Source organism: Azospirillum lipoferum 4B, from assembly GCF_000283655.1.
Taxonomy (GTDB): domain Bacteria; phylum Pseudomonadota; class Alphaproteobacteria; order Azospirillales; family Azospirillaceae; genus Azospirillum; species Azospirillum lipoferum_C.
Genome location: NC_016585.1, coordinates 219,822 through 232,213, shown reverse-complemented (window position 1 = coordinate 232,213; position 12,392 = coordinate 219,822). Strand labels below are relative to the sequence as shown.

The following is a 12,392-nucleotide window of genomic DNA, read 5'->3' as shown; positions in this document are numbered from 1 at the left end:
CCGCCGCAAGCGGAGCGGAAAGGCAACACAGCAGGAGGGCGAGGATGGGAAGCGCCGGAAAGGCGCTCTTGCGGGTGCACATGATGGGAAGCCCTGGCCTCTGGCTCTCGGTTTGACGCTTGACCTATTAATAAGATAAATCTAATTTAGCGTCAACGAATGCATTGGCGGCCCGCCGGACAAGGCGGCGCCCCGGCCGGACCCTCTTGGGAGTGGACACATGAACATCGACCGCATCGTCATGGCCTTCGCCGGAACCGTCATCCTGGCCGGCCTTGCCCTGTCGCAACTTTACAGCACGGCGTGGCTGTGGCTGCCCGCCTTCGTCGGCGCGAACATGCTGCAGGCCGCCTTCACCGGCTTCTGCCCGCTGGCCATCGTGCTGAAGAAGGCCGGCGCCCGCCCCGGCTGCGCCTTCAACTGATCTCCACCGCTCACAGAAGGATACGGATCATGCACAAGAACTGGCCCGACATGACGGTCGAACTGTCCGGCGCCATCCGCGAACTGCGCGGCGGCGCGCCGGAGGTGATGAAGGCCTTTTCCGGCATCGCCCAGGCGGCGCTTAAGGCGAACGCGCTCGACACCAAGACGAAGGAGCTGATCGCGCTGGGCATCGCCGTCGCCATCCGCTGCGACGGCTGCGTCGCCTTCCACGCCGAGGCCGCGGTGAAGCAGGGCGCCACCCGCGAGGAGATCATGGAGACCATGGGCATGGCCGTCTATATGGGCGCCGGCCCCTCCGTCATGTATGCCGCCCAAGCGTTGGAAGCCTATGACCAGTTCGCCGAAAAGGCCAAGGTCACGGCCTGATCGATGGGACGGGGACGACCATGAACCACCTCGCGCTTCTCCTCGCCGCCGCGACCCTGGCCGCGGCCGGCATCGTCACGGGCGGCACGGCATTGGCGGCGGATCTCGCCGTTTCGGTCGGCCCGGTGCGGGACGCGGCGGGACAGGTGAAGGTCGTCCTGTACGACCGCCCGGACGCCTTCCGCAAGGAGGCGCAGAGCCGCGCCATCCAGACGGTTCCGGCGGTGCCCGGCACGGTGGAGGTGGTCTTCCGCGACCTCCCCGCCGGCACCTATGCGATCATGGCCTATCATGACGAGGACGCGAGCGGCGACCTCAACCGCTTCCTCGGCATGATTCCCACGGAAGGCTATGCCCTGAGCAACGATCCCGAGGTGACCGGCCCGCCCTCCTTCGAGGCGTCGGCCTTCGCACTCCCGGCGGCGGGCTCCAAACTCAAGCTGTCGCTGCGCTATTGAGCGGGGCGGACAGATGCTCGCTTAGGAAGGCCAGGACAGGGGCCATCACCTCCTCCATCCGGTCCACCGTGTCATGGCCGAAGCCGGGCAGGATCGCCAGCCGCCCCAGCCCCTCGGGAAGGGCGGCGGCGATGGCCTCCGAGTCCTCCGGCGGCGTGATGGAGTCGTCGGCGCCATGCAGGACCAGCGTCGGGCAGCGGACACGCGCCGCCGTGTTCACCGGTGCGATGCCGTCGAAGCGCTCGCCGATCACACGCTCCACATAGCGGCAGATCAGCCAGCCCAGCGGCCGGTAAGGCACGCGATGCAGGGCGAGAAAGCGCCGCATGACGATTTCCGGATGACGGAAGGCGGCCAGCGACACCACGGCGGCCGGCTCGCTCAGGCGTGCCGCCGTCAGCAGCGCCGCTGCGGCCCCCACCGAATGGCCGAGCAGGGCGATGCGCCCCGGACTCGCCTCCGGCTGCCGTTCCAGCCAGTCGAAGGCGTGGGCCAGATCCTCGGCGAAGCGCGGCATGGAGGAATGGCCGTCCCGGTCGCTGCGGCCGTGGTTGCGCGCATCCACCAGCAGAACGCCATAGCCCGCCTGCCGCAACGGTGCGGCGACCGGCAGCATGTCCTCCGCATTGGCGCCCCAGCCGTGCATCACCACCAGATGGGGAGCCGGGCCGCCCCCCGGCGGCAGGATGTGCCACGCGAACAGGCGGCGGCCCCGCTCCGTGACGATGGAGGCGGACCGGTACGGCAGGCCGGCGTCGGCGGGCGTCCCGACCTCCGGACGGCAGGGAATGCGGAAGCCGCGATGCACCAGCGCCCGGACGGCCAGCGGAAGTCCGAGCGCCAGCGCCAGCGCGGCACCGGTACCGGGACCGAGACCGGGATCCAGCCAGCTCATGGCGTCTTTCCGGTCATGCCGGCGTCAGTGCCCGTGCGGCGCCTTCCAGGCGAACAGCCCCTGGACCGCATAGGCGAGAATGGTCGCGCCGACCAGCCCCACGCCCCAGATCAGGCCGACCAGCAGCCAGTCCACCGGCCCGCCGGCGTCGGAAAAGCCGGAGATGGTCACCGTCGCCATCAGGCCGAGCGCGGCGAAGCCGCCCAGGACACCGACGATCTCGGACCGGACCAGCCGGCGGCTGACCAGCCCGCCTTCGTGCAGCAGCACGGCGACGAAGGCGGCCAGCCCGGCGATGCCGAGCGCCGGCAGGATCCACAGAAGTGGGCCGAGCATTTCCTGGAACACCACCAGGAAGACCGCGAGATCGAATTCCTTCATGCTGTCGTCCTCCGCTTATGCCTGGCCGCGCAGCATCGACACATAGGTCGGCTTCAGCGCCATGGTCTTCATGACCCAGGTCACCCACAGCTCCTCCAGCGGCGCAATGACGCCGGGGAAGGAGGGAACGAGGTTGTCCTCGTAATCGAATTCCACAAGCATCGCCCGGCCCAGCCGCGTGATCAGCGGACAGGAGGTGTAGCCGTTGTAGACGCTGGCCGAGGTCGTGCCCTGGATGCTGGCGATCAGGTGGTCCACCGCCACCGGCACCTGCCATTTCACGCTGGCCGCCGTCTTGCCCTTCGGAACGCCCGCCACGTCGCCGATGCCGAAGACGTTGGGGAAGCGTTTGTGCCGCAGGGTCGGCTTCTCCACCTCCATCCAGCCGTCGCCGGCCCAGACGCCCTCCTGCCAGCGCAGCGGGCTGTTGCGCACGGCGGCCGGGGCCCGCATCGGCGGGACGACATTGATGAAGTCGTACTTGAATTCGGCCGTGCCGGTCGGGGTCTTGTAGGTGGCGATCTTGCGGCCGGGATCGATCGCCGTCATGACATGGTCATAGGCGACCTTCACCTGCCGGTCGCGGAACAGCATCCGCACTTTCTCGGAGACGATGGGAACGCTGAACAGGCCCTTGTTCTGCGCGGTGTAGATCAGCTCCGACTTGCCGCGCATGCCATGGCGGCGCAGGTAGTCGTCGGTGATGAAGGTGTATTTCAGCGGCGCGCCCGCACATTTCATCTCGGTGGCCGGACGGCCGAACAGGCCGACACCGCCGGTCTCGGCAAAGCGCGCCATCTCCTTCCAGGTCACCACGGCGGCGGCCGGACCGGCATAGACGCTGCCCAGCCCATCCTTGCCGATCAGATCGGTGTTCATGCCTTCGATGGCGGCATAGTCGAGATGCAGTCCCGTCGCCACCATCAGGAAGTCGTAGCGGATGGCCCGGCCCGTGTCGGTGACGACCTTGTTCGCCACCGGGTCGAACTCCGCCACCTGCTCCTCGATCAGGGTGACGCCGCGGGGAAGATAGTCGGCGGTCGTCGAGACGACGTAGCCCTGCGGCTTCAGCCCGGCGGCCACCAGGGTGAAGCCCGGCTGATAATAATGTTCCTTGCGGCGGTCGATCACCGTGATCGTCGCACCGTCCAGCCGTTCGGCAAGGCGGGCGGCGGCGGCCAGACCGGCGGCGCCTGCACCGGCGATGACGATGTGGGCCTTGGTCGCGACCTTCGGCGGCGGCTCCGCCGCCCTGGCGGGTGCGGACACCGCCATCAGCGTCGCCGCGCCGGCACCGGACAGCGCCAGCATCTTGCGGCGGCTCAGCGGAGAATCGAAACCCAAGATCGACCCATCGCGCGGCGGGACTTCCTTCGTCATGCGCTTTCCCCCGGAATTCAGTGTCGTCCGCGCGCCGGCCCGGCATGAGGACGCGCCTTGTTTATAAGAAAAATCTTATATTGCTGGATGGCAATACAATCAAGCGAATTCGGGGTATGCCGGTTATCGCTTTGCAGGTGGCCGCCCTTTGGATTAAGAGCGACAGCCTCACCGGTCCGCAGCCATCCCGAGCAGCCCCCGAATCATCGATGCCGATCGCAGATACCGAAATCGCGGATGTGGCCCGCCTGCTCGCCATCCTGGGCGAGCCGTCGCGGCTGCGCATCGTCCGGGCCGTCTGGGAAAGGCCGCAGGCGGTCAACCGGATCGTCGAAGCGACCGGGCTGAAGCAGGCGAACGTGTCGAAGCAGCTGGGTTGCCTCGTCGAGGCGGGCATCCTCGGCCGGCGCCGCGACGGGGTTTCGGTGATCTACTTCATCGCGCTGCCGCTGGTGCGGGACCTTTGCCGGCTCGTCTGCGCCGGCGTCCGGCAGATCAATGACGGGAAGGCACGGATGCCGCCGAACGAAGAGGTCCAGCGCGTTTAGAGTCCGTCTGGTGCTTATTGAAGCACCAGACGGACTCTAAGCTTATGGTTTTCCGTGTGATTCACGCTTCAAGCGATTCCGCTTGAACCGATCTCACTCTAGGGCGTGTCGTCAGTTGAGCCAGATGACAGCCGACACGAGGTAAACAGCCGCCAAGAAAGTGCTGGCAAGCTTGTCGTATCGAGTTGCCATGGCTCGGAAGCCCTTCAGCTTGTTGAAGAATCGCTCGACGAGATTACGTTCGCGGTACAAGGCGAAATCGGTATCGCGGGCGATCAGCCGATTAGCCTTGGACGGGATGACGGGGACGATGTCGCGCTCCTTCAATGCGTCGATCAGGGCGTCGCCATCATAGGCCTTGTCGGCGATGAGGGCCTGCGGCTCGACCGCGTCGAGCAGAGGGGCGGCTTGGCTGAAGTCAGAGGCCTGACCGGGGGTCAGGGAGATCGCCACCGGGTTGCCCAAGGCGTCCACGATGGCATGGATCTTCGTCGTCAGCCCCCCTCGTGATCGGCCGATGGCTTGGCAGGCGCCCCCTTTTTTCGCGCCCCGGCGCTGTGCTGGTGGGCGCGGACGATGGTCGCGTCGAGCATCATGTACTCGTTGTCGCTGTCCTCGGCCAGGGCTTTGAAAAGGCGCTCGAACACCCCGCTCTCGCACCAGCGGCGGTAGCGGCGGTGGGTGTTCTTCCAATCCCCGAACCGGGTGGGCAGGTCGCGCCAGGGAATGCCAGCCCGGTAACGGTACAGCACCGCCTCGACGAACAGGCGGTTGTCCTTCGCCGTCCCCCCGACATGGCCTACCCGCCCCGGCAGAAAATCCTGGACCCGCTCCCACTGATCGTCGCGCAAAGCATAGCGTCGCATTCGTCGGCCCTCCCGTCAGCCGACCCTCTATGAATCACGCATTCCTACCGCTGGGAATCCCATAACTGACGACACGCCCTAGGAAGCCGGCTTTTCCAGGATGGTCAGCCGGGCCGGCTGGTCGAAGAAGAAGAAGCCGTCGCGCAGGGTCGCCAGCTCGTGGAAGCGGGCGCGCAGGACATCCTCGCCGGCGGCGACGCGGCTCTTGCGGGCCGCATCGATCAGCCCCATCCGGGTGGCGAACGCCTCATAGCCGTCGAAGCGCACGGGGTTGAGATAGACGACCTCCTCCCGCTCGACGAACAGGCCGGCGGCGCAGGCGCTTCTGACCGACGCCAGGGCGGCGGCACGCACCTCCTCCTCGTCCTCGACCAGCCGGGTCAGCTGGAAGAAGGGGCCGTCGGCGATGGGCTCGTTGACCAGCACGAGCCCGCCCGGCAGCAGCACCCGCGCGGCTTCGGCGAGGGCGTCGGCCATATGCTCCACCGGAACATGGTGCAGGCTGTTCATGAAGACGACGCAATCGGCGGAGGCGTCGGGCAGCGGCAGGTCCTGCCCGACCCCCTCGACGTAGCGCTCGTTCCCGGCCGGTTCGGCGGCACGGGCGCGCTCCAGCATCTCGGCACCGCACTCGACGCCGATCACCTGGGCGCCCAGCCCGGTCAGCGCGCGGACGAACCCGCCTTCACCGCAGCCGACATCGGCGATGCGGCGGCCGGCGAGATCGAGGCGCTCGGCGATCACGTCCAGGGCCTTGCGGCGGATGGGCTCGCTCATGCGTGATTCTCCCTTGGCAATCGCCCCATGGTCGCGGGGCAGGCTCGCATATATCGCATGAAGCGGTCCAGCCCGAAGCGGTGGCGCTCAGCCGCCGATGTAGTGCGGCATCAGCTTCGCCTGATCGCCGACCCAGACGCTGCAGCGGCTGTCCTGGTTGCGGAAGAAATAGGCCTTGCCGGGCTGGCGCCGGTTCTGCGGATCGACCAGGTTGGCGCCGCCGGAAAAGGCGACGCCATAGCGGAAATCCGGCGTCGCCGCCCAATAGAGGCCGTCGATCTCCTGCAGGAAGGCGCCGCGCTGGCACAGGTGCGACAGGGTGCGGTCGAAGGTGGCAAGGCCCTTCACCCCCTCCGGCAGGGCGTAGACGCGGCGGCTTTCGGTGCGGCGCGGGCGGGGCGCGTGACCGGGCGGCGGGGGTTCGTAGGCGCGGAAGGGCGGGCGCAGATGGCCGGGGGCGGTGCGGTCGGTGGGCAGCACCTCCTGCGCTCCGGCGGACAGCGGAAGCAGGAGCGCAGCCATCAGCAGGCCCATCGGCAGGGCGGTGAGGAAGCGGCGGGTCATCGTACCGACGGGTTGTTGGCGACGAAGGCGAAATAGGGCAGCCGCCGCACCGCGTCGGCCACCATCAGATAGGCGACGGCGAAGGCGACCAGCGAGCCGAGGAAATAGCCGTAGCCGTACCACGGGAAGCCCAGGCGGCTGAACAGCAGGGTGAAGCCGCCATTGGCTGCCAGATAGACCAGCTGCGCCGTCAGGTTCCGCCCCCGCAGGTCGAAATAGGCCAGGATGACCGTGCAGAACAGGAACATCACCTGGAAGAAGGCGCCCAGCACGCCGAAGCGGAACATGCCGATCTGCTGGTACTGCAGGCCGATGGCGCCGATGATCGTCGGGGCCAGGAAGATGCAGACGGCACAGACCGCCCCCTGCAGGATCACCAGATTGCGGCTGCTGTCCAGCAGGGCGGCGATGATGGATCGGTGGTTGCGCGCGATCTGGTCGAAGGTCGCGTGCTTCTGGATGTCGCGGTAGAAGCCCTGGTAATGCTCGAAGAATCGGGTCTCGATGTTCACCGTGAACAGGGTCAGCGCCGGCAGCGTCGTCAGATAGGCCACGAACATGGCGCCGTCATAGGCGCTGTAGATCGTCATGGCGCCGGAGACGACCTCGCGTTCCGGTGCAAACCACATGATCCATTTGTCGGTCCACACCGCGGCATTGGCGAACAGGCCGATCGACGCCAGGTCCCAATAGCGGCGGAAATAGCTGAGGAAATCGAACAGCCGGCCGACGGGATAGGGATATTCGGCAAGCACCCGCGCGATCAGCCCGAACTGGATCGCCGCCAGCCCGGCGGAAAAGCCCCAGACCATGCCGGCGGCGCCATAGCGGTCGCCCAGCAGCAGCGTGGCGGCCATGCCCACCGCCATGCCGACGCCGAAGGCGACGGTGACCGCCAGATAATCCTTCAGCGCCGACAGGAAGATCGACACCACCCAGATGCCGCAGACCAGGAAGAAGTTCGCCAGCCCGCCCAGCATCACCGGCAGCGGCAGCCCGCTGAACAGCGGATAGAAGGGACCGGCGGTCAGCCCGGCGATGGCATAGGCCAGCCCAAGCGTCGCCAGCAGCATGCCCGGCGCCGCCTCCACCTCCTTGGCATAGATGGCGTCGGCGAGATAGCGGGTGGCGACCATCACCAGCGGCCCGGTCAGGACCACCGAGAAGCAGAAATTGTAGATCACCACCACGCGGAACAGCGTCAGCTGCTCCCCCCCCACCAGATCGCGGCCGAACAGCGTGATGCCGGCCAGCGCCAGGATGGTGAACATCCACGGCCCCGAGGTGATGAAGGCGGAATGGGCGTAGCCCTGCAGCACGCCCAGCAGGTCGTCGCGCCGGGCCAGCCGGCGGAGCGCGAAGCCGATGCCGGCCATCTCAGGCGGCCCCGCTCAGGGTGACGGCGGACTGGTTAGGAATGGAAAGCTGGGGCATCGAATCGTCGGTCCAAAACAGCGGCTTTCAGTTGCGGATGCCCTTCTCCCCTTGTGGGGCGGGGGCCGAAGGAGGCCAAAGGCATCCGTAGGTTTCGCGGGTTGGGATGAGGGGTGGGGCCGGCCGCAAGGCCGGTGCGATCCGGATTTGCGCCCCCTCACCCCAACCCCTCTCCCACAAGGGGAGAGGGGCTTTGTTTGACTGTGGTTGGGGCATGCGATACCGGCCGGGTCGGCATGGCGATGTGCTCGTCATAGATGGCGCGGTAGATGCGGTCGATGGCGACCTTGTCGTAGGACTGGGCGACGCGCCGGGCGATGGCCTGGGCGCAGCGCTCGCGCCACGGGCGGTCGAGCAGCAGGGCGCGCAGTTCCCGCGCGGTGTCGAGCGGGCTTGCCAGCGGCGTCACCGCCCCGCCCGGCCCCAGCGGCGGATCCTCGTCCGGGCGGCCCAGCAGCAGCTCGGCGCAGGACCCGACGTCGGTCGCCACCGTCGGCACGCCGGATGCGCCGGCCTCCAGGATCACCAGCGGCTGCGCCTCGCTGACGCTGGTCAGCGCGATGGCGTCGACCCGGCCCAGCCACTCGGTCAGCTTGACCCGGCCGGCGAAGATCACCGTCTGCTCCAGCCCCAGATGCGCCACGATGGTGCGGCATTCCTCGACATAGCCGGGATCCTCCTCCAGCGGCCCTAGGATCATCGCCTTCAAATCGGGGATGTCCTCGCGCAGGATGGATGCCGCGCGGATGTAGGTCTTCACGTCCTTGATCGGCACGACGCGGCCGATCAGCGCGATGGTCGGCGGGCGCGGCTCCGGGTCGCGCCGGACCTGGGAATAGCCGGCATAGTCGATGCCGTTGGGCACGATCGTCAGCTTGGCCGGATCGGCGCCCTGGCGGCGCTGGAACTCCTGGTTTCCACCGTACAAGGTGATGATGCGGTCGCAGGCGTCGTAACAGGCCTTGGAGTAGCTGGCGAAGGTGTCCAACCACAGATCCCGCAGGTCGCGCTTCTTCCGGTCGAGCACCAGGGAGGTGTCGCCGCCCTCGAACAGCCATTCGGCCATCAGGATCTCGATGCGCCGCTCGTTGGTGTAGATGCCGTGTTCGGTCAGCAGCGCCGGCCGCCCGGTCTCCAGCCTCGCCCGCGCAGCGAACAGCCCGGCATAGCCGGTGGACACGGCATGATAGACGGAGGCCTGCGGCATCGGCACCAGCAGCGTGGCGAACAGCCCGCTCATCAGGGCGCGGCTGCCCCAGAAATATTCCAGGAAGGAGGCGTCCGGCAGGGCGGCCCTGCACATGCGCACCACCATCTGGAAGGCGTGCTCGGAGTTCAGCAGCGCCCGCTTGCCGACCCGGCCGCGCCGCGGCGCCAGCAGCCGCAGCACCTCGGCCACCTCCGCCAGCCCGCCGCCCTGCTGCAGCCGGCCGAGCGGCGTCTCCAGCGCCGCCACCAGCCGCGCCGTTCCGGGCTGCCAGCGCCAGCCGGCGGGCGGGTCCTGGAGATAGACATGGGTCAGGCCGGTGACGTTGGGCGGCAGCTCGTAGGCCAGCCGGCGGGCGCCGCGGTCGGCGACCAGGGCGACGATGTGGAAGGTCAGGTCGGCGTGGGAACGGATCAGGTCATGGGTCCAGGTCGACACGCCGCCCGCGACATAGGGATAGGAGCCCTCCATCAGCAGGCAGACGTCGGCCTTGGGGGCATGGGGCGCCTCGGGCAGGGAAGAGTTGCGGCTCATGCGGCAAGCTCCGTCGCACCGGCTTCCGGGGGAACCGCCTCCGGCGGTGTCGCGGCCGAATCGCCGCGCCACAGCGCGAAGACGTCGCGCAGGGTGTGGGGCAGTTCGGCCTCGTTGCCCAGCAGGTCGGGCCGGCGGCCCGGCAGCGCCCGCAGCTCGGCGAACCGGCCCAGCCGGAACAGGCTTTCGGCGTACCAGTAGAGGATGCGGCGGTCGGGCGTGCGGTCGACCAGCGGCTCCAAGCGCTCCGCCGCCTCCGCCGCCAGTCCGCAGCGCAGCAGCAGCCGGCCGAGGTCGAGGCGGATGCCGTCGTCATCGGGGGCGAGATCCAGGCTGCGGCGATAGCCCTCCAGCGCCTTTTCCCGAATCTCCGCCTCGCGGTTGGCATCCAGCAGCCCGCAGAAGGCGTAATCGTCGAGATGGCGGGCGAGCGCGGCCAGGGCGTCCGCATCCTCCGCCCGGTCCCGCGCGGCATGGTCCAGCGCAAGCCAGCGCTCGTTGAACTCATGCTCCACCCGTGCGGTGGCGGTGGCGGCCTGGACGCGGACGGACGGATCCGCGTCGGCGAGACCGGCCTTCAGCGCTGGGGTGAAGGCGGGGCGGAAATGGCGGGCGACCAGCGCGATCACCGCCTGCTTCTGCTGCGGCGAGCCCATCCACATCACGTCGGTGAAGGACTCGCCGGCGGCGAGGTGCGCGTTCTCCCGCCCGCTCACGATCAGCTCGTACAGCTCGCGCGCCGGGCCGATCTCGCTGTCGGGAAAGAGCGAGAGATACCAGTCCTGGAACCCGGTGGCATAGCGGCTGAACAGCGCCAGCAGCGCCGCGGTCGCCACGGTGCAGGCGGCCCCGACCGGACCCAGCGGCACCATGGTGACCAGCAGAAGCCCGGCCAGCCGCAGGTCGCGCCCACGCCGCACCAGTCCGCGCACCCAAAGCCCGACCAGACCGCAGAGCGCCAGATGCAGCGCCGCGCAGACCGGCAGGCCGAAGGCCAGATCCGAGAGAGCGAATGCCGCCACCGCGGCGTCGAGCAGACCGGCGGACGGCGCCACCAGCAGCAGTTCGCCCACGCCGGCGGACGGCCGGTCGCCGGCAAGACCCTCGGAAGCGGCGGAGGACGGGGTGCTCATTGCGCCGCCTGTCCATCCGCGGGAGCTTCGATCCGCCGGGTGGTGAAGCCGATGGTGATGTCGGCCAGGGCAGCCGGCAGGGCCTGCCGGACGGCACGCTCCAGCTTCGCCTCCACCAGCCGGGCGCCGTCCAGCGGCGTGCCGGCCAGCACGACGCCGAAGGACGTTCCCTGATGGCCGAAATCGCAGGCGAGGTCGGTGTCGCGCAGGCTGCCGCGCACCGCCTCGCCGATGGCGGCGGCAAGCTCCGCCCGCTGGCCCACCGACAGGCGGGATATGCCGACGGGGCGGATGGTGATGGCCGTGGTCTCGAACCCCATGCGGCGCCCGAGCAGCGCCAGGAATTCCGCCTGACGGCCGATGTAGCTGGAGGAATAGAGCGCGTCGTCGGTGAACACCCGCTGTTCGTTGGCGGTGCGGTACTGGCGCGCCTTGGCCAGCGCGGTGCCGATCCATTCGCACAGGATGCGGAAATTCTCGACCGTGTTGACGCTGAGGTCGGTGAAGCCCAGGCTTTCGATCTTCACCATGCCGACGACCTCGCCGGTGTCGCTGCTGGCCAGCGGTCCGGCCAGAATGCCTTCGCCGGCCAGGATGCGTTCGTCCTCGGCCCGGTTGACGCAGACCTGACGCTGGCGGGCGATCACCTGCTGGAACAGGGCGGTGCCGCTGTCGAACCAGCGGGCATAGGTGTCGGTGTCGTCGTCCCAGCCCTCGTTCGTCACCGATTCCAGCACGTCGTTGTTCAGCAGGAACAGCGAGAACTTCTCCGGCTTCATGACGGTGCGCACGAGGTCGGCGACGCCCAGCATCACCTCCCCCTCGTCCAGCCGGTCGATGGACTTGGCGGCCTGATAGAGGGTGAAGACGGTGCGCAGCTGGCCGGCGACACGGGTCTCCAGACTCTCCTTGACCGATTTCAGGGCGCGGTAGGAGCGGGCGATGGCCTCCGCCTCCTGCCGGGCGGCGGCAAGGCCGGCGCGCAGCTCCTCCCGCTCGCGCAGATGGCGCATGCGCAGCTCGCCGAACAGCACGGCGGCGACCAGCCACAGGATCGGCTCGCGCGTCAGGGTGAAGAGATGGTCGTACAGGTCCTGGGTGATGCCGGCGTCCGGCACATTGCCCAGCCGCAGCGCCACTGTCGCGGCCAGCGCCGCCAGAACGCCCTCGTTCGTGCCGTACTGGATCGCCAGCAGCAGGACCGGGATCCAGAAGGGATGCGGCTGCACCCCCTCGAACCGATGGCCGGAGCCGAGCCAGACATCCAGCCCCAGCACCACGCCGAAGAACAGCACGAGTTCCAGCAGAGCCACCGGACGCAGGCCGAACCAGCGGCGGCGGGGCGCACCGTCGGCGGGGATCGTGGCTGCCGGGACGGCGGGGGGCTGGCTGCTCATCGTCG

The 12,392-nt window shown here is 68.5% G+C and carries 14 protein-coding genes and 1 pseudogene; 4 read left to right on the top strand and 11 right to left on the bottom strand.

The genetic code is table 11. The annotated features are described in order from the left end of the window. The first annotated feature begins 220 nt into the window (after nt 1–220). From AZOLI_RS14805 to AZOLI_RS14795, 3 genes are read left to right on the top strand one after another with little or no spacing between them, the layout of a single operon-like run. Nucleotides 221–424: a YgaP family membrane protein gene (locus tag AZOLI_RS14805; RefSeq protein WP_014187974.1), complete on the top strand. Its 204-nt coding sequence runs from the start codon at nt 221–223 to the stop codon at nt 422–424. Between the two features lie 29 nt (nt 425–453). After that, a complete protein-coding gene (locus tag AZOLI_RS14800) occupies nt 454–813 on the top strand; it encodes a carboxymuconolactone decarboxylase family protein (RefSeq protein WP_014187973.1) in 360 nt (119 codons plus the stop codon). Between the two features lie 20 nt (nt 814–833). Further along, nucleotides 834–1,271 carry a DUF2141 domain-containing protein gene (locus AZOLI_RS14795; RefSeq protein WP_014187972.1) on the top strand — a complete coding sequence of 146 codons (438 nt, stop codon included), beginning with the start codon at nt 834–836 and terminating at the stop codon, nt 1,269–1,271. Here AZOLI_RS14795 and AZOLI_RS14790 read toward each other — a convergent pair. Genes AZOLI_RS14790 through AZOLI_RS14780 form a run of 3 tightly spaced genes read right to left on the bottom strand, consistent with a single transcriptional unit; the run spans nt 1,249 to nt 3,927 of the window. Then, nucleotides 1,249–2,166: an alpha/beta hydrolase family protein gene (locus AZOLI_RS14790; protein ID WP_014187971.1), complete on the bottom strand. Its 918-nt coding sequence runs from the start codon at nt 2,164–2,166 to the stop codon at nt 1,249–1,251. The genes AZOLI_RS14795 and AZOLI_RS14790 overlap by 23 nt on opposite strands. Nucleotides 2,167–2,190: 24 nt before the next feature. Then, complete coding sequence (locus AZOLI_RS14785) at nt 2,191–2,547, bottom strand: DUF5368 domain-containing protein (protein WP_014187970.1); 357 nt, start codon at nt 2,545–2,547, stop codon at nt 2,191–2,193. Between the two features lie 15 nt (nt 2,548–2,562). Next, complete coding sequence (locus tag AZOLI_RS14780; RefSeq protein WP_014187969.1) at nt 2,563–3,927, bottom strand: NAD(P)/FAD-dependent oxidoreductase; 1,365 nt, start codon at nt 3,925–3,927, stop codon at nt 2,563–2,565. 116 nt (nt 3,928–4,043) lie between these two features. Here AZOLI_RS14780 and AZOLI_RS14775 point away from each other — a divergent pair, with 116 nt between their 5' ends. Beyond that, nucleotides 4,044–4,475 carry an ArsR/SmtB family transcription factor gene (locus AZOLI_RS14775; protein ID WP_162488211.1) on the top strand — a complete coding sequence of 144 codons (432 nt, stop codon included), beginning with the start codon at nt 4,044–4,046 and terminating at the stop codon, nt 4,473–4,475. Between the two features lie 111 nt (nt 4,476–4,586). On the opposite strand, the gene AZOLI_RS31215 is transcribed toward AZOLI_RS14775, so the two are convergent. The 8 genes and pseudogenes from AZOLI_RS31215 to AZOLI_RS14735 form a co-directional block, all read right to left on the bottom strand. Then, nucleotides 4,587–5,135 (bottom strand): IS5 family transposase, encoded by a 549-nt coding sequence (locus tag AZOLI_RS31215; RefSeq protein ID WP_275451542.1) that lies wholly within the window; start codon nt 5,133–5,135, stop codon nt 4,587–4,589. Further along, nucleotides 5,093–5,341 (bottom strand): annotated as a pseudogene (locus tag AZOLI_RS33635) (transposase); the annotation flags it as partial. The gene AZOLI_RS31215 and the pseudogene AZOLI_RS33635, both read right to left, overlap by 43 nt. Before the next feature lie 78 nt (nt 5,342–5,419). Then, on the bottom strand, nt 5,420–6,118 hold the full coding sequence (locus AZOLI_RS14760) for a class I SAM-dependent methyltransferase (RefSeq protein ID WP_014187967.1): 699 nt from the start codon (nt 6,116–6,118) through the stop codon (nt 5,420–5,422). Nucleotides 6,119–6,205: 87 nt separating this feature from the next. Then, on the bottom strand, nt 6,206–6,682 hold the full coding sequence (locus tag AZOLI_RS14755) for a hypothetical protein (protein WP_014187966.1): 477 nt from the start codon (nt 6,680–6,682) through the stop codon (nt 6,206–6,208). Then, nucleotides 6,679–8,058, bottom strand: coding sequence for an exopolysaccharide Pel transporter PelG (gene pelG / locus AZOLI_RS14750; RefSeq protein ID WP_014187965.1), 1,380 nt, complete (start codon nt 8,056–8,058; stop codon nt 6,679–6,681). Before pelG ends, AZOLI_RS14755 begins: the two co-directional genes overlap by 4 nt. A 215-nt stretch (nt 8,059–8,273) precedes the next feature. Further along, a complete protein-coding gene (gene pelF / locus AZOLI_RS14745; RefSeq protein WP_014187964.1) occupies nt 8,274–9,857 on the bottom strand; it encodes a GT4 family glycosyltransferase PelF in 1,584 nt (527 codons plus the stop codon). Then, entirely contained in the window at nt 9,854–10,990 is a 1,137-nt protein-coding gene (locus AZOLI_RS14740; protein ID WP_014187963.1) for a tetratricopeptide repeat protein, read from the bottom strand. The genes pelF and AZOLI_RS14740 overlap by 4 nt, the downstream gene beginning before the upstream one ends. Next, nucleotides 10,987–12,387: a GAF domain-containing protein gene (locus tag AZOLI_RS14735; protein ID WP_014187962.1), complete on the bottom strand. Its 1,401-nt coding sequence runs from the start codon at nt 12,385–12,387 to the stop codon at nt 10,987–10,989. The genes AZOLI_RS14740 and AZOLI_RS14735 overlap by 4 nt, the downstream gene beginning before the upstream one ends. Between the last annotated feature and the right edge of the window lie 5 nt (nt 12,388–12,392).

Bases quoted from the DNA above. Each gene is read 5' to 3' on its own strand.
- AZOLI_RS14755 (WP_014187966.1), bottom strand. From the start codon at position 6,682: ATGACCCGCCGCTTCCTCACCGCCCTGCCGATGGGCCTGCTGATGGCT.
- AZOLI_RS14780 (WP_014187969.1), bottom strand. From the start codon at position 3,927: ATGACGAAGGAAGTCCCGCCGCGCGATGGGTCGATCTTGGGTTTCGAT.
- AZOLI_RS14785 (WP_014187970.1), bottom strand. From the start codon at position 2,547: ATGAAGGAATTCGATCTCGCGGTCTTCCTGGTGGTGTTCCAGGAAATG.
- AZOLI_RS14800 (WP_014187973.1), top strand. From the start codon at position 454: ATGCACAAGAACTGGCCCGACATGACGGTCGAACTGTCCGGCGCCATC.
- AZOLI_RS14735 (WP_014187962.1), bottom strand. From the start codon at position 12,387: ATGAGCAGCCAGCCCCCCGCCGTCCCGGCAGCCACGATCCCCGCCGAC.
- pelG (WP_014187965.1), bottom strand. From the start codon at position 8,058: ATGGCCGGCATCGGCTTCGCGCTCCGCCGGCTGGCCCGGCGCGACGAC.
- AZOLI_RS14775 (WP_162488211.1), top strand. From the start codon at position 4,044: ATGCCGGTTATCGCTTTGCAGGTGGCCGCCCTTTGGATTAAGAGCGAC.
- pelF (WP_014187964.1), bottom strand. From the start codon at position 9,857: ATGAGCCGCAACTCTTCCCTGCCCGAGGCGCCCCATGCCCCCAAGGCC.
- AZOLI_RS14805 (WP_014187974.1), top strand. From the start codon at position 221: ATGAACATCGACCGCATCGTCATGGCCTTCGCCGGAACCGTCATCCTG.
- AZOLI_RS14740 (WP_014187963.1), bottom strand. From the start codon at position 10,990: ATGAGCACCCCGTCCTCCGCCGCTTCCGAGGGTCTTGCCGGCGACCGG.
- AZOLI_RS14795 (WP_014187972.1), top strand. From the start codon at position 834: ATGAACCACCTCGCGCTTCTCCTCGCCGCCGCGACCCTGGCCGCGGCC.
- AZOLI_RS14790 (WP_014187971.1), bottom strand. From the start codon at position 2,166: ATGAGCTGGCTGGATCCCGGTCTCGGTCCCGGTACCGGTGCCGCGCTG.
- AZOLI_RS14760 (WP_014187967.1), bottom strand. From the start codon at position 6,118: ATGAGCGAGCCCATCCGCCGCAAGGCCCTGGACGTGATCGCCGAGCGC.